Origin of the sequence: Microcoleus sp. MON2_D5 (genome assembly GCF_036701905.1) — a bacterium.
Lineage (GTDB): Bacteria > Cyanobacteriota > Cyanobacteriia > Cyanobacteriales > Microcoleaceae > Microcoleus.
Window position 1 is genome coordinate 1 of the sequence record NZ_JAUBRM010000007.1, and the last position, 22,735, is coordinate 22,735.

Annotated in this window: 15 protein-coding genes; 9 read left to right on the top strand and 6 right to left on the bottom strand. The window is 46.7% G+C overall.

What is annotated here, in order from left to right; translation table 11 throughout:
* Positions 1-74 precede the first annotated feature (74 nt).
* Entirely contained in the window at positions 75-818 is a 744-nt protein-coding gene (locus QUA47_RS04030) for a tetratricopeptide repeat protein (protein WP_333429870.1), read from the top strand.
* 291 nt (positions 819-1,109) lie between these two features.
* Here QUA47_RS04030 and QUA47_RS04035 read toward each other — a convergent pair whose 3' ends face one another.
* Both QUA47_RS04035 and QUA47_RS04040 read right to left on the bottom strand, forming a co-directional pair.
* On the bottom strand, positions 1,110-2,150 hold the full coding sequence (locus QUA47_RS04035) for a glucokinase (RefSeq protein ID WP_333429809.1): 1,041 nt from the start codon (positions 2,148-2,150) through the stop codon (positions 1,110-1,112).
* 208 nt (positions 2,151-2,358) lie between these two features.
* Positions 2,359-4,419, bottom strand: a complete 2,061-nt coding sequence (locus QUA47_RS04040) for an amylo-alpha-1,6-glucosidase (RefSeq protein ID WP_333429810.1) — start codon at positions 4,417-4,419, stop codon at positions 2,359-2,361.
* A 316-nt stretch (positions 4,420-4,735) separates the two neighbouring features.
* Between QUA47_RS04040 and treZ the strand changes: the two genes are divergently transcribed.
* The 7 genes from treZ to QUA47_RS04075 all read left to right on the top strand — a co-directional run bounded on the left by treZ (position 4,736) and on the right by QUA47_RS04075 (position 19,586).
* Complete coding sequence (treZ, locus tag QUA47_RS04045; protein ID WP_333429811.1) at positions 4,736-6,565, top strand: malto-oligosyltrehalose trehalohydrolase; 1,830 nt, start codon at positions 4,736-4,738, stop codon at positions 6,563-6,565.
* 227 nt (positions 6,566-6,792) lie between these two features.
* A complete protein-coding gene (treY, locus tag QUA47_RS04050; protein ID WP_333429812.1) occupies positions 6,793-9,588 on the top strand; it encodes a malto-oligosyltrehalose synthase in 2,796 nt (931 codons plus the stop codon).
* Positions 9,589-10,132: 544 nt separating this feature from the next.
* A complete protein-coding gene (dnaK, locus tag QUA47_RS04055) occupies positions 10,133-12,049 on the top strand; it encodes a molecular chaperone DnaK (RefSeq protein ID WP_333287465.1) in 1,917 nt (638 codons plus the stop codon).
* Between the two features lie 198 nt (positions 12,050-12,247).
* Positions 12,248-12,760: a DUF4112 domain-containing protein gene (locus tag QUA47_RS04060; RefSeq protein WP_190663856.1), complete on the top strand. Its 513-nt coding sequence runs from the start codon at positions 12,248-12,250 to the stop codon at positions 12,758-12,760.
* A 721-nt stretch (positions 12,761-13,481) separates the two neighbouring features.
* Positions 13,482-14,090, top strand: coding sequence for a PadR family transcriptional regulator (locus QUA47_RS04065; protein ID WP_333429813.1), 609 nt, complete (start codon positions 13,482-13,484; stop codon positions 14,088-14,090).
* Positions 14,091-14,358: 268 nt separating this feature from the next.
* Positions 14,359-16,230 carry an efflux RND transporter periplasmic adaptor subunit gene (locus QUA47_RS04070; RefSeq protein WP_333429814.1) on the top strand — a complete coding sequence of 624 codons (1,872 nt, stop codon included), beginning with the start codon at positions 14,359-14,361 and terminating at the stop codon, positions 16,228-16,230.
* A 149-nt stretch (positions 16,231-16,379) separates the two neighbouring features.
* Positions 16,380-19,586, top strand: coding sequence for an efflux RND transporter permease subunit (locus tag QUA47_RS04075; protein ID WP_333429815.1), 3,207 nt, complete (start codon positions 16,380-16,382; stop codon positions 19,584-19,586).
* A gap of 43 nt (positions 19,587-19,629) precedes the next feature.
* Here the strand turns inward: QUA47_RS04075 and QUA47_RS04080 are convergent, their stop codons facing one another.
* Positions 19,630-19,764 (bottom strand): hypothetical protein, encoded by a 135-nt coding sequence (locus QUA47_RS04080; RefSeq protein WP_333429816.1) that lies wholly within the window; start codon positions 19,762-19,764, stop codon positions 19,630-19,632.
* A 116-nt stretch (positions 19,765-19,880) separates the two neighbouring features.
* On the opposite strand from QUA47_RS04080, the gene QUA47_RS04085 reads away from it, so the two are divergent.
* A complete protein-coding gene (locus tag QUA47_RS04085) occupies positions 19,881-20,909 on the top strand; it encodes a hypothetical protein (RefSeq protein WP_006633357.1) in 1,029 nt (342 codons plus the stop codon).
* A 60-nt stretch (positions 20,910-20,969) separates the two neighbouring features.
* Here QUA47_RS04085 and QUA47_RS04090 read toward each other — a convergent pair whose 3' ends face one another.
* From QUA47_RS04090 to QUA47_RS04100, 3 genes are all read right to left on the bottom strand, one after another.
* A complete protein-coding gene (locus tag QUA47_RS04090) occupies positions 20,970-21,218 on the bottom strand; it encodes a transporter suffix domain-containing protein (RefSeq protein WP_190658766.1) in 249 nt (82 codons plus the stop codon).
* A gap of 244 nt (positions 21,219-21,462) precedes the next feature.
* Positions 21,463-22,281: a carbohydrate ABC transporter permease gene (locus QUA47_RS04095; RefSeq protein ID WP_333214856.1), complete on the bottom strand. Its 819-nt coding sequence runs from the start codon at positions 22,279-22,281 to the stop codon at positions 21,463-21,465.
* 235 nt (positions 22,282-22,516) lie between these two features.
* Positions 22,517-22,708: a hypothetical protein gene (locus QUA47_RS04100; RefSeq protein ID WP_190738254.1), complete on the bottom strand. Its 192-nt coding sequence runs from the start codon at positions 22,706-22,708 to the stop codon at positions 22,517-22,519.
* Positions 22,709-22,735 lie beyond the last annotated feature (27 nt).

Consider the following 22,735-nt stretch of genomic DNA (forward strand, 5'->3'; position numbering starts at 1 on the left):
CTTTTCTTGTTTTCTTGACCCTACATTAGATTCTTCTGAGTCCTTGTGTCAAGCCTAATTGAGATGCTCTTACCCTGCTTGCTTACAACGATAAAAAGGAATACGATCGCGCGATTGCCGATTTCAATCAAGCCCTTCTGCTCAATCCTAAAGATGCAGGAGCCTTCTACAATCGGGGGAGTGCTTACTACGATAAAAAGGAATACGAGCGCGCCATTGCCGATTTCAATCAAGCCCTTCTACTCAATCCTAAAGATGCAGGAGCCTTCACAAAGCGCGGCAATGCTTACTACTATAAAAAGGAATACGAGCGCGCCATTGCCGATTACAATCAAGCTCTTCTCCTTAATCCTAAATACGCATATGCCTTCTACAATCGCGGCCTTGCTTACTACTATAAAAAGGAATACGATCCCGCCATTGCCGATTACAATCAAGCCCTTCTACTCAATCCTAAAAATGCAGATGCCTTCAACAATCGGGGCATTGCTTACTACTATAAAAAGGAATACGATCGCGCCATTGCCGATTACAATCAAGCCCTTCTACTCAATCCTAAAGATGCAGAAGCCTTCTACAATCGCGCCATTGCTTACTACGATAAAAAGGAATACGATCGCGCCATGGCCGATTTCACTCAAGCCCTTCTACTCAATCCTAAAGATGCAGAATCCTTCAAATATCGCGGCATTGCTTATGAACTCAAAGGCGACAAAATAAAAGCAATTGAAAGCTATCGCCAAGCTTTAGCCGTGGCTCAAGATCCCCAGGTGAAGGAGTTTGCCCAGCGGAAGCTGAAAGAACTGGAAGGGAAGTAATTTAAAATTTTAGATGAGAACTAGAAAGGATATTTTATTTTACTTAGTCTACTTAACCCCAGCTATGATATAATTAGTCATCCGATTTTGTATATGAGTCTGAAGATGAGACGTTAGTTTTAGAGTCGGTTGAGTTTCAGATTAGTTTAAGGGATATTTACGATCGCAGAAAATTTGAGATTCTTGGATGAGGATAATCTAAGAAATCAGGATACCGCAATGCCGTTTCCCTACAATGAATCGGGGTAGGGACACAGCAATGCCGTGTCCTCTATCATTCCGGTGCCTTAGCTAAAGACCGGCCGCACAAACAGCCGCACCAATTAACCCTACATTGGGATTCAAAACAAGACGAACCGGCATCATTTCTAACAGCGAATCCATCCGGCCTTTGTGCGTAAAAGCTCGCATAAAACCCCCTTCTTGAATCAGCGGCAAAATTTTAGCAGCGATGCCGCCAGCTACGTACAAACCGCCGTAAGGTAACAGTGTCAGAGCCAGATTTCCGGCCACTGCACCGTAGGCTTCTACAAACATTTGCATTGTTTGTTCCGAAAGCCGATCGCACTTTTTGAGTGCCGCCTGTGCAATTGTCGCCCCCGGATCGACACTCTTCTCGCTTTTACCCATTTCTGACTCCCATTTTTTGATAACTTCCCCTATCTCTGGCGATTCAGGAGCAAACTTTTTGTCCCGCAAAAACTGGTAAATTGAAACAATCCCTTGTCCCGAAACCACACGCTCGATCGATATTCTGGAAATGTCGTGTTTTGCTAACAAATATTTCAGCAATTGAAACTCCAACTCCGAACGAGGAGCAAAGTCACCGTGCCCCCCTTCCGAAGAAAAAACCCTGATGCCATTTGCCTCGGGAATTCCAAAACAATTTCCCAAACCAGTACCCGCACCAATCACAGCAATTGGGTCGTATTGGCGGGGTTTTCCAACTTGCAAAGTGTGCAAATCTCGATCGTCCAAAGCCCACACGCCGTAGCCAACCGCGACAAAATCATTAATTAAACTAACGTGTGATATTCCTAATTCCTGTTCCAGACGCTTCGCATCCAGCATCCAAGGCAAATTAGTCAGTTTTGCAGTGTTGTTAACCACCGGGCCTGCGATAGCAAAACAAGCTTTTTCAGGCAATGGCGCAAAATCCAATTTCGTAGCAGCTTCCGTCAAAAACTGCTGCACCATCGGCACTAAATCGGGAAACTCCCCGCTCGGATAGCGAAACTCGTAAAGAGCGTTCATTTCACCGTTAACAGTCCTTTCCACTAACCGCAAAATTGTCTTTGTTCCGCCAATATCGCCCGCTAATAATAATGCCATAAATCTCCTATTAAATTAGTAGTTGTCTTGATTGAGTTGCCGAATAACCCACCTAGTTTATAGCAATGATAGACAGATTGGTGAACTCTTTTTTTAAACGAACCGCAGAGGTGCTCTTGACGCAGAGAAAGAGAACACACAGAGAAAGAGAGATTCTCTTGAGGGCTTGAATTTGCGATATTACCAAATGATTGATAACACTACTAATTTAAACACCCACAGTATTAATTGCCAACCAAGCCCGCAGCACCTCAGCCACAGTCCAAGCTTGAGCCGTGCAGCCCCGAGGCGAGTGAGGGGCGTCGCCCTCAAAAATTTCGCCCAGACTGCCAACTCCGCCGCCCCTTATATGATGTGCCATCGGTTCCAGGAATTCGCTCGCTTGTGCTGGGTCTTTGTATACGTGCAAGTGCGCCAACACAAACGGGCCAATCAGCCAGCCCCAAACTGTGCCCTGGTGGTAGGCGCTGTCGCGCTGCAATTGGTCGCCTCCGTATGCGCCGCGATATTGCGGGTGCTGCGGCGAGAGGCTGCGGAGGCCGACAGAAGTCAGAAGCTGTTGAGCGCAGGCGTCCACCACGCCGCGCTGCTGGATGGGCGTCAGTAACGGTGTATAGCGGGTTTCCTGGCGCATCCCCGCTGACAAGGAGTTGGCGGAGTGAGGAGGAATCGAGTCTAGGGGCAAGGATACGGCAAATATTTGGTTGGGCCGCAGCGAACTATCGTGTCCGTCGGGGCCGTCGAGAACGTCGTAACAGTAACCGGTTGAGGCGTTCCAGAAGCGAGGAAATCCGGCTGCTGTTCGATCGCCCAATTGCTGGTATTCATTGTGAGGCTTGCCCAGTTTTCGAGCAAAACTTGCCATAGCTTGTATAGCATTGTACCAAAGGGCGCTGAGTTCGATCGGCTTACCAATCCGGGGTGTCACCACCCAATCGCCGATTTTCGCATCCATCCAAGTCAGTTGCACGCCGGTTTCGCCCGCGTAGACTAAACCGTCATCGGGATCGACGCGGATGTTATACCGAGTACCCTGCAAGTGCCAGTCAACAATCTCACATAACACCGGCCAGAGTTCGGTCAAAAGTTCGTCGTCGCCCGTGGCATCGATATAAGCGCGAATTGCCTCAAAGTACCACAGCGTGGCGTCTGCGGTGTTGTATTCCGGTTCGCCGCCCGCATCCGGGAAGCGGTTCGGCAGCATTCCCCGATCGACATACCGCGCAAATGTCCGCAAAATCGATCGCGCAATTTCCGATCGCCCGGTACAGATTGTGAGACCGGGCAAGCTAATCATCGTATCCCGTCCCCAGTCACTGAACCAGGGATATCCGGCGACGATCGTTTTGCCCTCGGGTTCCTCCGGTAGCGGGCGGCTGACGATAAATTGGTCGGCGGCTAGCACTAAGTGATCGATCCAGTCGGGAGATTCGCTCACTTTTGACCAGTTGTGCAGTAGTTGTTGGTCAGAAGTGCGACGCACTTCTAAAGCTTTACCGCCGTTGAGTTCGGGATTTTTCTCGGTGCTGGCTATCAATGTCAGAGAACTTCCCGGTGCGATCGTCATGTGAAAAGTCGCCGCGTGCAAGTGATCCTCGCAGCAGTCCAATCCGCGCCGCTTTTCGGCTGTTAGGTCAAATCCGTAATGCCACTTGTATAAAGGCGTAGAAACTCGAAAGTTGGCCTCTGGTTCGGCATCCGTCAGCAGGTACAGGGGTGCAGACTTGGGAAATGCAGTCACGCAAACCCCGCTTTCCAAGGTTTGTAGGCTCATCTGCCAGTCGCCGACGCTCGTCGTGTGGTGGTAGTCGCGGTAGTTGACTAGGGCTTTGACAGCGAGGGCGATCGGTTGTGAGGCACGGTGCAAGCGGTATTGAATATATGTTGTGTTAGCACCTTGCTGCATCCAAATCCGCTTTTCCAGGATAGCGTCGGCGAGAGCAAACCTCCAAACAGGCGTCGTGCCTTCGAGGTGAAAGCTTTCGATGTAGTTGTAGCCGTGGGGTTCCATCGTCGCGTCGGCCCAGCGGTTTGTATAAAGCGGATATGCGCGATCGTGATACACAGCCGTCTCGTCCAGCTTGGCGAGCATCAAAGTGCGTCCCAGCGGGGGTTTGAGGGCAGCTACCAGCAAGCCGTGATAGCGGCGGGTGAGGAGATTTGCGATCGTCCCGCTAGCGTAACCGCCGATCCCGTTTGTGACCAACCACTCCCGAGACTCCGCCGAGTCGAGATTGCAGCAGATTTCCCGTCCAAAAGCCATAACCATAAAGTCCACACTCGCGCTGATTTTTGACCTACCTTTAGGTAGATTTTCGACATGATATCAACCAGAAATATTAACGCTTCCAGGCCGTTAATTTGGCGATCGCCCCCGTGCCGATTCCTGCTCTAATTTAGACACAACCAACCGCTAATTTTGCCCGGTAGACAATTTTAGCCTTTGAGGCCTCTGTCTAAAGTTAGTTGTTTGTGATATTAAGTAATATTACCGTCTAAACAGGCGCGGAACGTTAAGGGCAAGCATTTGATAGCGCGTCGGGCGATCGAACTACCAACCTATTTTATAAGGAGAACAACTCAAAGTGAAGATAGGAGCCAATTACCTCGGCAACAACCAATGTAAATTTACCGTTTGGGCGCCCACAATCAAACAAATAGCAGTCCAAATTGTTTCCCCAACAAAACGCCTGATACCCATGCAACAATCCGCAGAAGGTTATTGGGAAACGACAGCTACAGACATCGAACCAGGAACCCTTTACACCTACCAAATCGAAGGAAAAACCGATCGACCAGACCCAGCCTCAAAATATCAACCCCAAGGCGTACACGCTCCGTCGCAAGTAATAGATGAAAATATTTTTACTTGGACTGACACAAATTGGCAAGGCGTGCCGCTAGCCGAAATGATTATTTACGAACTGCACGTCGGCACATTCACCCAAGCCGGAACATTTGAAGCAATAATTCCCCAGCTAAAACAACTTAAAGAATTGGGAATCAACGCCATCGAAATAATGCCAGTAGCCCAATTCCCCGGCGATCGAAACTGGGGATATGACGGCGTATATCCCTACGCCGTTCAAAACTCCTACGGCGGCCCCGAAGGCTTCAAAACACTCGTCAACGCCTGCCACGAACACGGCATTTCAGTAATTCTTGATGTAGTTTTCAACCACCTCGGCCCCGAAGGAAACTACCTCCGTGACTTCGGCCCTTACTTTACATCAAAATACGGCTCGGTGTGGGGAGATCCCCTCAACTTCGACGATGCCTACAGCGACGGCGTGCGTAACTACTTTATTGAAAACGCCCTTTACTGGTTTCGAGACTATCACATCGACGCCCTGAGATTAGATGCAATTCAAGCAATATTTGAAGTAAGTGCAAGACCGTTTTTACAAGAACTATCCGATGCCACAGCCGATATTTCCCAAGAACTAGGACGGCAACTTTACTTAATAGCCGAAAGTGACTTAAATGATGTCCGCACTATACGTCCTAAAGAACTGGGGGGCTTCGGATTAGACGCCCAATGGTGCGATGATTTCCACCACGCACTGCACGCCTTGCTCACTGGAGAAGACGACCGATACTACCAAGATTTCGGCAAGTGCGAACACTTAGAAAAAGCCTTCAAAGAAAGCTTTGTTTACTCCGGCCAGTACGCCCCCCACAGAAAGCGGAAACACGGCAATTCTGTTAAGGATGAACCGGGTCATAAATTTCTGGTGTTTGCCCAAACCCACGACCAAATCGGCAACCGCATTTTGGGAGACCGACTCTCCAAATTAGTTGACTTGGAAGGATTGAAACTTGCAGCCGGTACAGTCTTAATTTCTCCCTACATTCCCTTCTTTTTTATGGGAGAAGAATATGGAGAAGAAGCACCGTTTTTTTACTTCATTTCCCACTCGGACGAAAACTTAATTGAAGCTGTCCGCAAAGACAAAGAACAAGAATTTAAAATCTTTGAAGGCCGAGGCGAGTTTAATGACCCCCAGAGTCCTGAGACTTTCAATAAGTGTAAGTTAAACTGGGAAAAACAAACCGAAGGCAAACACAAAATCCTTTGGGAATGGCACCAACATTTGATTCAACTGCGGCGGACAATACCAGCCCTTAAAAAACTCGACAAAAACAGTCTAGAAGTGTCCAGCATTGAAGCAGAAAAAATCTTATTTCTACGCCGCTGGACAGATGACAGCCAGATATTCTGCATTCTAAACTTCAACAGGCAAGAGGTAGCTTTTACGGCTGCACTTCCCCAAGGCAACTGGAACAAAATTTTAGACTCTGCTGATGAAAAATGGATGGGTTCAGGTTCTAGCTTGCCTGACAAGATAAATTCAGAGCAAGAGTTGACTGTTAAACCCCAGAGTTTCGCACTCTACGAAATAATACAGAAATAGTAGGTTGGGCGGAGCGAAGCGTAGGGTTCGCTGCCGCTCAACCCAACAACTGATTTTAGATTGGCGATTTGAGATTTTAGATGGGAGCAAAAATCTCAAATCTCACTTAAATCTCAAATTGATGGGTTTGGGCGGAGTGAAACGGAGGGTTCGTTTTCCACTCAACCTACTATTTCTAATTTTAAACAACAAACCCAACCAACTAATTAATTAGGAGTAAAATTAAGATGAGAATTCCCACAACCACTTACCGGCTTCAATTTCATGCAGGTTTTAACTTTGAAGCCGCCAAACAAATCCTTAGCTATCTGGAAGATTTAGGAATTACCGACGTTTACGCTTCACCGATATTTAAAGCCAGAAAAGGCAGCTCTCACGGATACGATGTCGTTGACTCAAATCTGCTCAATCCCGAATTGGGAACATCAGAAAATTTTGAAGCCCTCACATACGAAATCAAGAAACGGAACATGGGATGGCTGCAAGATATTGTCCCAAACCACATGGCTTACGACACTCAAAACTTGCTGCTGTTAGACGTGTTGGAACACGGGCCGGATTCCGACTATTTCGATTACTTCGATATTGAATGGAATCACGCTTACGAACATCTCAGAGGTCGAGTTCTGGCTCCGCTGCTGGGCAATTTTTATGGAGAGTGTCTGGAAAATGGCGAGATTCAACTCAAATACAGCGAAAATGGGCTGAGCATCAATTATTATAGCTTACAATTGCCAGTAAGAATTGAATCTTATGCTAAATTTATCAGCCATAATTTGGGGCATTTAGCCAGGGAATTAGGCAGACGCCATCCAGATTTTATCAAGTTTTTGGGGATTCTTTATTTGATTAAAAATACACCTTCAGAAACTAAAGGTAAAACCCGATACGATCAGATAGCTTTTGTCAAAGGACTGCTCTGGGAACTCTACAATCAAAATCCCCTTGTACAGGAATTCATCGATGAAAATATCAAAGTTTTTAACGGAGAAAAGGGAAATGCCGAAAGCTTTAATTTGCTAGACGATTTGCTTTCCGAGCAGTTTTACCGTCTGGCTTTCTGGAAAGTGGGTGCCGAAGAAATTAACTACCGAAGGTTTTTTACAGTCAACGAACTTATTTCGGTAAAAGTTGAAGAGGTTAAAGTTTTTCACAAAAACCATGCTCTGATCTTTGACATGGTTGATGAGGAAAAGTTTACCGGATTGAGAATCGACCACATCGACGGACTGTACGACCCCACAGAATATTTGAAACGGCTCCGGGAGAAAACCGGAGACACTTACATTACTGTTGAAAAGATTCTGGAACACGAAGAAGATTTGCCGTCATATTGGCCGATTGAGGGAACTAGCGGCTACGACTTTTTGAATTACGTAAACGGCGTTTTTTGTCGGTGCGATCGCGAACAGCAATTTAGCGAAATATATCATAGATTTACTCGCTTGACCGTTCCCTACGAACAGTTGTTTTTAGATAAAAAAGGGCTGATTGTTGAGAAAAACTTGGCGGGAGATGTAGACAATCTAGCTCAACTTTTGAAGAATATCTCCGGTCAATCGAGACAGGGAAATGACTTTACTCGTCCCGGTTTGGAAAAAGCCTTGGCGGCTGTTTTGACGATCTTTCCAGTCTACCGGACTTACATCAATCAAGATGGTTTGAGAGAGTCCGATCGCACTTACGTAAAATATGCGATCGCTCACGCGAAAGAACAAGTACCGCGACTTCTCAAGGAACTTAAATTTATCGAAACGGTGCTGTTGCTGGAAGAAGAAGAAACCCTAACAACCGAACAAAAAGAGCAGCGCCGGCACTTTGTAATGAAACTCCAGCAGTTGACAGGGCCTTTGATGGCCAAAGGCGTTGAAGACACGCTTTTATACGTCTACTATCGGCTTTTATCGCTCAACGAAGTGGGAGGAAACCCCAGTCAGTTCGGCGTGTCGCTGGTAGATTTTCACGAGTTCAACAAAAAGCAGCAAGTCGCTTGGCCGCACAAAATGAATGCTACAGCTACCCACGATACCAAACGCGGCGAAGATGTGCGAGCTCGAATTAACGTTTTGTCCGAAATTCCCGATGAATGGGAACAGCAAGTCAAGTCTTGGAGAGAGCTAAACTCTTCTAAGAAAGTCAACTTTGTGAATCGAATGGTTCCCAGTACTAACGACGAATACTTCTTGTACCAAACTATGATCGGCACTTTTCCCTTTGAGGGAATTGAAAACACTGATTATGTCGATCGCCTGAAAGATTATGCCATTAAAGCCGTCCGCGAAGCCAAAGTTTATACGGCTTGGCTGAGACCGGATAACGACTACGAAGCTGGTTTTATGACCTTTATCGATAGTGTTCTCGAACCTTCGGAACAAAATCAGTTTCTCAGCAAATTTATACCTTTCTGCAAAAAAGTAGCTAATTACGGAATTTTCAATTCTTTATCTCAAACGCTGCTGAAACTCGCTGCTCCGGGCGTTCCAGACATTTATCAAGGGACGGAATTCTGGGATTTAAGCCACGTCGATCCGGATAACCGCCGTCCCGTTGATTTTGACCGCAGAATCGAGGTTTTGCGGGAAATTAAAGAGCAAGCTCAGACGGATATTTTGCAACTGGTTGAAGATTTGATTGCGACGCGAGAAGACGCGAGAATTAAGTTATTTTTGACGACAAGAGTGCTAGAAGCCCGAAAAAAATACTTGCAAGTTTTTCAATCAGGCGATTATCTGCCCCTGCAAGCAGTTGGCACGTTTAAAGATAACGTTGTTGCCTTTGCCAGAAGCTTTGAAGATACTACAGTTATTGTCATTGCTCCCCGGTTTTTCACGGGAATTGTCAAACCGGAAGAATTGCCGATCGGCAAACAAGTCTGGAAAGATACTAATTTGAAATTATCCGAGCAAATGCCGTCGGTTTGGAAAGATGCAATTACAAATCAGGCGGTAGAAAGTAACGGTACGTTGGCAATTGGTGAAGCTCTGAGTTACTTTCCGGCAGCTCTGCTGATCGGTGAAAAATAGCAATTAAAAGCTGGAAAATTCTTGAATTTTCCGAGATTCCCAGCAGGGGGACTTGAGGCTCTCCCTCAATAATATATTCCTTCCCAGGCACAGCCTGGAAGTAAACTGATAGGGACACGGCATTGCCGTGTCCCTTTTCAGAATTGATATTAAACCTGATTTGAAGCCAAAAAACCGATCGCCCCTACCAACCAAACAAAATTTATACAACAAAGACGGCAAATACAACACAACGTATACGGTTTGCCACAATACCCGAATGGATCGCACACCGTACATTGGGAAGAGTAAAGAAAAGCAAAGCAGTCAACAACTGTAGCGGTGCAAGCCTCACGGATGCAACCGTCCCCCAACAGGTTCGGTAAATACCCCTTCATCGCAAGGTCTACCGCCCGCAGTATAGAGATCAGCACCCTATCGAAGACTGTATTAAAGCAGGACTCACTACCCGTAAACCGCGAGGTAAAATCGCAGTCCTGAATAACCAGACTATCGCACAGATAAAACACCAAAATTTTGTAGAGATTGGAGCCGGAACACCCCTATGGGAAAAGTAGTTGGAATTGACTTAGGTACGACAAACTCCTGCGTCGCAGTTATGGAAGGCGGCAAACCCACCGTCATAGCCAACGCCGAAGGGGGTCGCACCACACCTTCTGTAGTAGCATATGCTAAAAATGGCGATCAACTTGTCGGACAAATCGCCAAGCGTCAAGCCGTGATGAACGCCGAAAACACCTTTTACTCAGTAAAACGGTTTATCGGGCGTCGGGTTGATGAAGTAGCCCATGAAACGACTGAAGTTTCCTACAAAGTCCTCAAAGTTGGCAACAGCCTTAAACTAGACTGTCCCGCCCGCGGCAAGCAATTTGCACCAGAAGAAATTTCTGCACAAGTTCTCCGCAAACTCGTAGAAGACGCCAGCAAATACCTCGGCGAAACAGTTACCCAAGCGGTAATTACTGTTCCCGCTTACTTCAACGACTCCCAGCGCCAAGCTACGAAAGACGCGGGAAAAATTGCCGGTATAGAAGTGCTGCGGATTATTAACGAACCTACAGCAGCAGCTTTAGCTTACGGGTTAGATAAAAAGAGCAACGAAACCATCCTCGTATTTGACTTAGGTGGCGGTACTTTCGACGTATCTATTCTCGAAGTAGGCGACGGCGTATTTGAAGTGCTAGCAACTTCTGGAGACACTCACCTAGGCGGTGACGACTTCGACAAAAAAATCGTCGATTACATTGCTAGCGAATTCCAAAGAGCCGAAGGCATTGACCTCCGCAAAGACAAACAAGCACTGCAACGCCTGACGGAAGCAGCAGAAAAAGCCAAGATTGAGCTTTCGAGCGTTACCCAAGCAGAAATCAACCTGCCGTTTATTACCGCGACTCAAGACGGGCCAAAACACTTGGACACGACTTTGACGCGGGGCAAGTTTGAAGAACTGTGCTCGGATTTGATCGATCGCTCTCGCATCCCGGTAGAAAACGCGATCCGCGACGCCAAATTAGACAAATCGGCAATTAATGAAGTCGTCTTAGTTGGTGGTTCGACGCGGATTCCTGCGGTGCAAGAACTGGTCAAAAAACTCCTCGGCAAAGACCCCAACCAAACGGTAAACCCGGACGAAGTGGTCGCAGTGGGTGCAGCAATTCAAGCCGGCGTACTCTCCGGCGAAGTCAAAGACATCCTGTTGCTCGACGTTACCCCGCTGTCTCTGGGCGTCGAAACCTTGGGTGGCGTGATGACCAAAATCATTCCCCGCAACACCACTATTCCTACCAAGAAGTCGGAAACTTTCTCGACTGCTGTAGACGGCCAAACAAACGTGGAAATTCACGTTTTGCAAGGCGAACGGGAAATGGCGAATGATAACAAGGATTTGGGAACCTTCCGCTTAGATGGAGTTCCACCAGCCCCCCGTGGCGTACCTCAAATTGAAGTTACTTTCGATATCGATGCTAACGGTATTTTGAATGTAGCTGCTAAGGATAAAGGTACTGGTAAGGAGCAATCGATTAGCATTACTGGTGCTTCTACTTTGCCCAGCAATGAAGTCGAGCGCATGGTCAAGGAAGCCGAATCGAATGCTTCTGCTGACAAGGAACGTCGCGAAAGGATCGATCGCAAAAACCAAGCTGATTCTCAAGCCTATCAAATCGAGAAGCAGTTGGCAGAATTGGGTGATAAAGTTCCCGCTGCTGACAAAACTAAGATTGAAGGGTTGCTCAAAGACTTGCGCGAGGCGATCGGCAGTGAAGATGACGATCGGATCAAAACCTTGACAACAGAGTTGCAGCAAGCATTCTACGCTGTCAGCAGCAACCTGTACCAGCAAGCAGGCGGCCCAACTGATGGCCCTGGCGGCCCTGGCGGCCCTGGTGGCTATGGAGACGGCGGCCCCACTGGCGGCGGCGACGACGTGATTGACGCCGACTTCACAGAAGGCAACAAATAAAAGGCTAAACTAAAAGCCCCTAGCTAGAAGCAAGAAACCCGGTTTTGAACAGAAACCGGGTTTCTGTTCATTCAAAAACAAACAAAAGCCGATCGGCTAACATTACTAAAAATCTTGCTTGAGGCATATAGACAAAACTAGAATATGCTTTAATAAATCTCATCAACTAGCAGTAATAGCGCAACCGAGAGTAATTAAATGTCACGTTCTCCTATACAAAATTCCTCCGCAAATACTCCCAGCCAATCTCATGTTGCATCCTTGCGCCGAATCCGCCGGATCAGCCATTTACTAGACAATGCAATTCCTATTCCTGGCACAAAATACCGCATTGGACTCGATCCAATATTAGGACTGATACCGGGCGGCGGCGATTTAATCAGTTCAATTTTTGCCGGCTATGTCGTCTTGAAGTCTGCTCAAATGGGAGTGCCGCGAGAGACTTTAGTACAAATGGCTGCTAACATCGTGTTTGATACATTTGCCGGTACTGTACCCGTTGCCGGAGACTTGTTGGATGTTACTTGGAAAGCTAATGTCAAAAATATAGAATTGCTGGACGCTCATTTAGGTTCCCCTGAACCTGGGAAAAAAGCCGATTGGCTATTTGTGGCGGGGCTGCTTTTGGGGTTGATGTTAATTGTCGGAGGCGTGATTTTCTTGAGCGTGATGCTTTTTGGGTGGCTATTTCAAGTAATTACAGGGCGTTAATCTTTGGTGTGATTCTGAAGATAAAGCACTCTCTTTGTGTCATATTAATAGCATATAATCGGGGAAACTATTCCTTAAAAACCCTCTTTGAGGATGATTAATAGCAGGGAAAAAATCGGAGTTTAACTACCCGTAGGCTGCGTTGCTTTTTTTTATCCCTAAACAAAGAGCCATAATTTTACATATCCGTACATTACAAACAGGGCGAGTGGAAACAAGCCCAAGACTTTTTTGTTGCAATACTTGAGAAAAATAATATCAGTATCCGCTACCAAAAAACAGGGGGTGCGAGCAATCTTCAATACATACTAAAATGTGTCAGCGTTTTAAAGTTCAATCAACCCATATTAAGAAAAGTTCTGCACCTCTTACCAAGAAGAGATATGTGGCAGAAATCGGCTCTGTTGAGCAAAGTTTATTAAAGCACTTATGAGACATCAAAGACCAGACAGAATCTCACTTTTGAAACAACTGAGATGCTGTCTGGTCTTTGACCGAAATCGAGGTGAATCCCCACTCTTGTTACATCTCAAATGGGTTTTATAATAAAAAGTAAAGCGATCGCCCTTTGTTGAACTCAAAAAATATATCTTAATAAGCTTGACAAATATCACTTAATATGCTTGCTACTCTAAATTTTATTTGAAACTCGGTCTTGACCCGATAGCCCTTGAGTCCGATATAGTGATATAATCCAGACTATAATATCAAATTGATATAAATGCTTGAATTATCAGCCCTTGGGCTGCTACAGTTGCAACCCCTCCACGGCTATCGGTTAAAGCAACAACTGGAGCTGTTTATGAGCAGTTGCATCAGCGTCAACTACGGAGCGATTTACCCGCTGCTGAAGCGCTTGGAAGAGCGAGGGGAGATTTCGGTAATAGCCGAAGAAGCCGGAGAGGCGGGCTGTCCGCGCAAAATCTACGGAATTACCGCCAAAGGGCGCGAACTCTGGCGGCAAAAAATGCTCGAACACCCTCAAGAAAGCTGGGTTAACAGTGGTTCCCGGTTCCGAATTAAGTTTTTCTTTTTTGGTAACTTAGAACCCGAAGAACGGCTGAAGCTATTGGAACACCGCTTGCGAGCCTGTTACACCCGGCAAGACTACATCGAAAGCCTCAAAAGCGAATATCCACTAACCGACGACTATCAATTCGCCTCTGGCGATCGCTGCAAGTCAGTGCTGGCGTCAGAGATAGAGTGGTTAACCGAGCAACTAGCCAAGGAAAGAAGCGCGATCGCCGGAGTGCGTGACTCCCTCACCTTCGCTGAATCCGCCGACTCCAAGGAAAAACGCTTCCAACTCACCCATTCAGGTGAGTCATAAGAAGGATGTGTAATCATTCCTGCCATCGTAACTTTTGAGAAATAACAAGACGCTTTCCTAAAAAGAATCACTCCCTGGCTTTGCTAACTGCGATCGGAGTAAAGCCCTGCACATACCCCAACCTCATTAAAAAGGTACTTTCCCGATTCCATCCTGTTTAAAATCCCTTGTCCTTATTCCCCCATGTTTGAGGGGGCGCCGGAGAATCAAATATTCCGCCCAAGTCTCAGTAAGTCAGAAGTTAAAAAAAATCTAAGTGGTGCTGCCAATGAGTTATTCTAAATCCCCAGAATCCGTCGTTGAAGCTGAAGAGCAAAAATCTGCCAGACCGGAACTGCACCCAACCGATGCAGACAGCGATCGAGCGCAGGATTTGGCCCCCCTTGCCGATCGCCCCCAACCTGTTGCCACACCGGAACTTCACCCAACCGATGCAGACAGCGAGCAACCGCAGGATTCTGCCACCGTTGCCGATCGCCCCGAACCTGTTGCTAAACGACGATCGCGCTGGCCCCTAATTGCCGCGCTCGCGATCGCCACAGGCGCAGCAGGTTTCGGCTGGTACTCGTGGCAATCGGGTCATAATCGCGCACAGCAACCGGCAGCAGCAGCCCAACCCCCAGGCATACCAGTCAAGCTCGCAGCCGTACAAACCAGCTCAGTCCAAGATTCCTCGGAATTTGTCAGCAGCTTAGAAGCCAAGCGTTCGGTACAAATCAAACCCGAAGTAGAAGGGCTAGTCACGGAGATTTTTGTCAAATCCGGGGACTTCATAAACAAAGGGCAAGCCATCGCCCGCATGAAAAGCGACAGCGCCCAAGCTGACTTGAGGCAATCCCAAGCCAACCTGATCCGCGCTCAATCCCATTTAGCCGAATTGCAAGCAGGAGCCAGGCCCGAAGAAATCGCCCAAGCTCAAGCCCAAGTAGCCCAAGCCCAAGCCAACCTCGCCCAACTGCGATCGGGCTCTCGGCCAGAAGAAATTGGTCAAGCCCAAGCCCGCGTTAGCCAAGCTGAAGCCGACCTCGCCGACGCCCAAACAGGTAGCCTCTTAGAAGACATCGCCCAAGCCAGAGCGCAAATAGAGGCAAGCACAGCCGAAGCAAAATTAGCCAGCCAGCAGCTTGCCAGATATCAGGCATTGGCAAAAGAAGGCGCAGAATCCGCCAACACCCTCGAACAATACACCCAAAAAGAAGGCACCGCCAAAGCCAATCTCCGAGAAGCTCAAAGGCGGTTCGAGCAGCGGCAAAAGAACAGACAAGCCGAGATCGAGCGCCGGACAGCAGCCTTGCAACAGCAGCGGCAAGCTTTGCGACAATTGCAAAACGGTTCGCGCCCAGAGGAAATAGCCAAAGCCGAAGCAGAAGTCGCACAAGCCAAGAGCAGATTGGCGCAGTTAGCCAACGGTACTCGCCAAGAACAGATCGATCAAGCCCAAGCGCAAGTTGCCGAGGCCGCCGCTCAAGTGCGCGGCTTTGAAGTACAACTGCAAGAAACTGCTGTCATCGCGCCCTTCGCGGGAGTCATCGGCGACATACCAGTGAAAGTAGGTGATTACTTGCAAAAAGGTAACGCCATTGCCACCTTGACAGAGAACCAATTGCTAGACTTGCGGTTATCAATTCCTTTGGAAAGGCAGCCTCAATTACGCTTAGGGCTGCCAGTACAAATGCTCGACGCTCAAGGTAAGGCGATCGCCCAAGGTCAAATCAGCTTTATCTCTCCCAACGTCAGCGCCAATTCCCAAACAATTTTAGCTAAAGCCACCTTTCCCAACCCCACCGGCGAACTGCTTAATCTCCAGTTTGTAAAAGCTAAAGTCATCTGGAAACAGAACCCCGGAATTTTAGTTCCAGTAACAGCAGTCACTCGCTTAGGTGGAGAAACTTTTGTCTTCACAGCTCAAAAGCCAGAACAGCCACAACCTGGAGCGCCACCTTTAATAGCACGGCAAAAGTCCGTAAAATTAGGAGCCATTGAGGGGAATAATTATCAAGTTATCGAAGGTTTGCAAGCAGGCGAAAAAATTGTTACCGCAGGCATCCTTAACCTCACAGACGGTGTTCCGATTATGGCTCAACAGCCAGAGGTACCAGAAGGGAAAAAGACCAAATTACCAGTGGGTAGCAAAAATTAATAACTGAATCAGGATGAACAAGATTTTCAAGATTTACAGGATTAAATTGAGGGTGACTAAAATTAATCCTGTTCATCCTTAAATCCTTAAATTCCGAACACCATTAGCAATTACTCATTAGCCATCCGCAACTACCCATTACCCAAATAATGTTTGCAGATTTCTTTATTAAACGACCTGTCTTTGCTAGCGTCTGCGCCTTTATTATTGTTTTGATAGGCGCAATCAGCATTCCCACATTGCCGATCGAACGCTTCCCCGACATCAGCCCCACCCAAATCAACGTCACAGCCAACTATAGCGGTGCGAATGCTGAAGTTGTCGAAAATGCGGTAACAAACATCCTAGAAAGGCAAATCAACGGCATTGAAGGACTGAAATATCTAACTTCCAGTAGCACCAACAGTGGAACTAGCACCATTACAGCCACCTTTGATACTTCCCGCAACAAAGATATCGCCGCCGTCGATGTGCAAAATCGAGTTGCAGTTGCTCAACCACAATTGCCAGATGTCGTACAACGCACAGGAGTTACAGTTACAAAACAATCTAACAGCCTGCTGCTGGCTATAGGATTATTCACCGAAAATAAAGAATACGATACCATATTTTTAAGTAACTACGCCGACCTCTATTTAGCAGATACTTTAAAGAGAGTAAAAGGCGTGGGCGACGTGCGGATTTTTGGGGAAAGACGCTATGCTATGCGCCTGTGGATCGACCCCAATAAATTAGCTGCTCGTAATCTAACAATGCAAGATGTAACAAGAGCAATTAATGAACAAAACTTGCAAGTTGGTGTAGGACGAATTGGTCAAGAACCAGCTCCCGAGGGGCAAATGTATCAGATTGATTTGAGTGCAGAAAGTCGTCTCAAAAGCCCTACAGAATTTGAAGACATAGTTATTAAAAGCGAAGCAAATGGAACTTTAATTAAGTTGAAAGATGTCGGTAGAGCAGAATTAGGAGCAGAAAATTATAACTCTTTCCTGCGATTCCGAGGTAATGACGCGGTGGGTTTAGGGATTTACCAATTGCCAGGGAGTAATGCTCTAAATGTTGCCCAGGCCGTCAGAGCCGAAATGGCAAAATTAGCTAAAAACTTCCCTCCCGGGGTGATACATAGAACCGCACTAGATACGACTCAATTTGTCCAAGAGTCAATGGCAGAAGTAGTCAAAACTCTGTTTGAAGCAGTCTTGCTAGTGGTGATAGTTATTTTTGTTTTCCTGCAAGATTGGCGCACTACGATTATTCCCACCCTCACAATTCCCATTTCCTTGATAGGGACATTTGCCTTTATCAAAGCTTTCGGGTTTACGATTAACAGTTTGTCTCTATTTGGTCTTACCTTAGCAACAGGTTTAGTGGTTGATGACGCTATCATCGTAGTCGAAAATATTGACCGTCTAGTCCGCCAAGGTATGAATGCCCGCCAAGCAGCTTCCGAGTCAATGCGGGAACTTTTTAGTGCTGTAATTGCTACTTCCTTAGTATTGATGGCCGTGTTCGTACCCGTGGCATTTTTCCCAGGGACAACGGGAGCACTCTATAAACAATTTGCCCTGACAATTGCTTTTTCAGTCCTGCTTTCTACCTTTATGGCGGTTACTCTTACTCCCTCACTTGCCGCTATATTACTGCGCCCAGGTAAGAAGTTTGGCGGCCCGTTGGGTTGGGTGTTTAACCGGATTAATATTTTTCTTGATTGGACGCAAAAGAAATATAGAGATTCCTTAATATTCTTAACACGATTTAAAACCATTGTTACCCTGTTGTTTATCGCTTCTCTGGGATTCACCGCTTGGCTTTATTTAGCAGTACCGACAGCATTTATCCCAGAGGAAGACCAGGGTTACTTTCTGACAATTATTCAAGGGCCTCAAGGTGTTTCACTGCAATACACCCAGCAGGTGATGGACAAAGTTGAACAAGAAATCCTCAAAGTTCCTGAAGTTGTGGGGACTTTTTCTGTAGGTGGCTTTGGTTTTAGTGGTAACAGTTCCAACCAGGGGATTATATTTACTACACTTAAAGGCTGGGAAGAACGTCACGGAGAAGATCAAACTGTACAAGCGATTATTGGTAAGTTGCGGGGTAAGTTTTTCTCGATTCCCGAAGCGAGAATTTTCCCCGTGAATCCGCCTGCAATTCAAGGTTTAGGTCAATTTGGGGGTTTCCAATTTCAATTGCAAGACCGCAAAGGTAACAGCGGTTTAGATGGCTTAGTCCAGACTATGGGCGGGATTTTGAAGCAGGCAAATCAGACACCGGGATTGCAGGCGGTATTTAGTACGTTTGCTGCGAATACGCCTCAGTTAATTGTGGAAGTTGACCGCAATCGAGCTAAGGCTCTAGATATTCCCATTAATGATGTTTTCAGTACGCTACAAACGGCTCTGGGGGCTCAGTATGTGAATGATTTTAATCTCCAGCAGCGCAATTATCGGGTCTATGTTCAGGCGGATAAACAGTTTCGTGATAACCCTGAAGATATTGGGAAATTGTATGTGCGTTCTGGAAAGAATGAAATGATTTCTTTGAGCAATTTGGTGAAGATCACTCCGGTGGTGGGGGCGCAAAGTGTTAACCACTACAATTTATATAGGTCAATTGAAATTACTGGCACTCCGGCTCCGGGAGCGAGTTCTGGACAGGCGCTAAAATCGATGGAAAAGGTGTCGGCTGAAGTTTTGCCGTCGGGTTTTGGCTATGAATGGTCGGGGAGTTCTTTAGAAGAAATTGAGTCGGGCGGTCAAGCACCGATTATTTTCGGTTTGGGGCTGATTTTTGTGTTTTTGGTGTTGGCGGCTCAGTACGAAAATTATGTCGATCCTTTCATTATTTTGCTATCGGTGCCTCTGGCGATTTTAGGTGCTCTTTTAGCTCAGTCGTGGCGGGGTTTGGCGAATGATGTTTATTGCCAGATTGGTTTGGTGATGTTGATTGGGTTGGCTAGTAAAAATGCGATTTTAATCGTGGAGTTTGCTAACCAGTTACGAGAGCAGGGATATTCAATTACTAAGGCGGCAGTTGAGGCTTCTCAAGAGCGTTTACGACCGATTTTGATGACTTCTTTATCATTTGTTTTGGGGATTGCTCCTCTGGTTAACCCAGAAGGTGCGGGTGCAGCGAGCCGCCGATCGCTAGGGAATGCGATCGCGGGGGGGATGGTTGTTTCTACTGTCTTGAGTTTGTTTATGGTGCCGGTTCTGTATGTGGTGGTTGTCTCGGCTCGCGATCGCTTTAGGAAGCGCGATCGACTAGACAATCTACCCAATGATGGCACAATAATTTTGAATGGGAAAACGACTGCAGGCGAGGAGGTTGAACGCGATAAAGTATCGCCGTTTTAGTTGGTAATTAGTTCCTTTAACTATCCCGTTAGTGGCTCTTTCTTCACAATACCCGACTATCTGTGCCACCGACTTTTTGATTGTTGCGACGCTGTGCGGCCACTCTCGGAGAATATTTTTTGTGCAGGTAGCGATCGCCCGATCGCCCTCCATCGTGCAATAATGATATGACTTGCACAAAAACTCTATTAGTAGGTAAATTTTGCCCACCTTACCGCTACATATAGCGTCTCAACTGTCAACCCGTGCAAGTTCCCAATTAAACCGGCTGTTGCACTACACAAATTTTTCCTAATGGCTGAAGTCCCCCTAAATCCCGCAGAACTTGCAGAAGCCCTCAACGGCTTTACCGATATCAATTTCCAATTGCCAGACCCCGAAGACGAACAAATACCAGAGTTTGATTTTGAAAATCAGGTTGACAATGCCTGGAAAGTGTGCGATCGCTTCGACTTGCAAACCGACATCTGGCGGGGACGCATTCTCCGAACAGTCCGAGACAGAGAAAAAAAAGGCGGCGAAGGACGCGGTACAGGCTTTTTGAACTGGCTCAAAGAAAGAGAAATTGGCAAAAGTCAAGCCTATTCTTTGATAGAATTAGCTAATAGTGCCGATACTCTGATCCAGCAAGGAGATTTAGACCCAGATTCCATTAGAAACTTCAGCAAAAGAGCCTTTGTAGAAACCGCCAAAGCATCTCCCGAAGTCCAGCAAATGGTAACAGATGCAGCAGCAAATGGCGATCGCATCACCCGCCGCGAAGTCAAACAACTATCCGACGAATGGATGGCAATGAACTCAGATTTATTGCCAGAAGAAGTCAAAGAAAAAGCATCTACTGGTTCTCTACCTTCCCGCTACCTCGCTCCTTTAGTCAAAGAAATGGAGAAACTCTCCCCATCTCACCAAAGCGAAATTCAAAAAGAAGTAGCAGAAAATCCCGACGTAGATACTGTCAAACAGCTAACATCCGACGCCAAGAACTTATCAAAATATCTCGACGCCGCTGCCCAAGTGCAAGCTCTCAATCAGTCTCATTTAGACATGGAAATGGCCTTAGAAGAATCTTTGCGAGTAGGCTGTTTGGGAACCACCGCCGACGTTGTAAAACAAGCCGCACAGCTCGAACAAACCGTAGTCAAACTATACACGATTTGGAAGCGTTTAGGCAGTTTGGCAGATAGATTGTACGTCGATACAGGAGCAAGCACACCCAATTTGCGGTTGCTTTTGGGATGCTTAGACACTCTTTCGGGAGAAAAGATAGAAGTGGATTTCGGAGACGGAGAACGCTCTATTCGCTTGCAAATTTTTAGCGAATAGCTCAACCTTGACCGCAGATAAGCGCCAACATCCAGGCTCATTATCTGCGTCGAACCCTGTTCATCTGCGGTTAAAATTTCTGAGTTTTTTCCAAAGATAGCGGGGATGCAAATAACGCCGATATTTGGTAACTACTTCTTTCCCCAACAGCACTACGCTAATCCAAAAACAAACTTCCGCCCCAACAGCCAGAACGACAGATAAAGTAGTTTTTTGGGTAATGTCCAGCGGCAGGAATGGCACAACCAAAAAGATTGCCAGCCACGGCAAAAAAGATATGACAAATAAAAACAAACCGAGCTTTTGCATAGATACACATAATAATACAGCTTTGATATTCCCTTTATCTCTTAGTCCACTTGGAGTGAACTTCGTTTGTATAGTAGCGAGTTCAATCGCCGAGTGACTACAAATTCACATCTTGTACCAATGTCAGCAACAGGCAAGATGCCTGTTCCACAAATACTAAATGTTCTTGTGGAACAGGCATCTTGCCTGTTCTTGAGAATGGTTCCACAAATGACTACAAACTTAATTGCCAAGCATCTCCACCTCAATTCTTAATCCCCGTCGCCGCAATCCCTCTAATAAACTGCCGTTGACCGGCCAAAAACAGCAACACCACCGGCACAGTTCCAATTACCACCGCCGCCATCAACAACTGCCAACTGCTAGTAAACTGTTCCTGAAATTCCGCCAGAACCAACTGCACAGTCCGCAACTCCGGTCGCGTCGTAAACACCAGCGGCTTAAACAAATCGTTCCACTCCCCGATAAAAGTAAACAAAAACAGCGTCACCAAAGCAGGGCGGGCCAAAGGTAACATCACCTGCCACAAAACCTGCCAGCGGTTAGCCCCATCCAGCATTGCAGCCTCCTCCAACTCCACCGGAACAGTCATAAAATACTGGCGCAGCAGAAAAATCCCAAAACCGTTAGCCGCCGTAGGCAAAATCAGCGCCCCGTAGGTATTCAGCAGATGGCCCCACTTCAAAACCATGAAAATGGGAATCACCAAAAGCTGAAACGGAATTACCAGCGTCGCCAAAACCCCCAAAACAATCGCCTGTCGCCCCCGAAACTTCAGCCTGGCCAAAGCATAACCGGCCAAAGCAGAAGTCACAACCTGAAAACCCGTCACTGCCAGCGCCACTAGAGTAGAATTAAGGAATGCCAACAAAAAATTGCCCCGTCGCCAAGCCTCCTGATAGTTCGCCAAAGTCAAGCCTGTGGCCTTGACACCAACACCAGATGGTGACAGCGAAACCAAAAATACAGCAGCCAGCGGCAGCAGCACCAGCGCAGCCCCCGCCAGCAACAAAATAAAACTCAGCAGTTCCAGCGATTGAGACCTGTCAAAGGATTTACCCATAAATTTGTGAATTAACCTAAAATAATAAGCCTGTGAGGTTCTACAACCCGATCGCCTCCCAGAGGATTCCCATACAACAACATAATATGTCGTAGAGGGAAAGAAGGAGTACCAAGCGAGAAAGTTGTGGTTAGGATATAATGTTACAGATAGAGTTGGTACTGTAAAACCCTTAAAGGTGGAGACATAGACCGTATTTCTATCATCTATTTCCGGGCACAAGATCGACTAACGACTAATTCAAGTAATTAGTAAATAGATAGCATTCTAGCGATAGTCTTTCTGGAGTGTTCGACGGCAAAAGTCCGGCAAACACGCTGAGGACGCCAGTTTTTCCCGGAACGTCAAAGAAAAGTTCTTTGTCGAAAGAATCCTCAGCTATAATCTCTGATTTAGATGGGGTGCGTTCAAAAAAGGTAAAGTGCACTGTCACTGACCCCCAATTTTAAAGGGG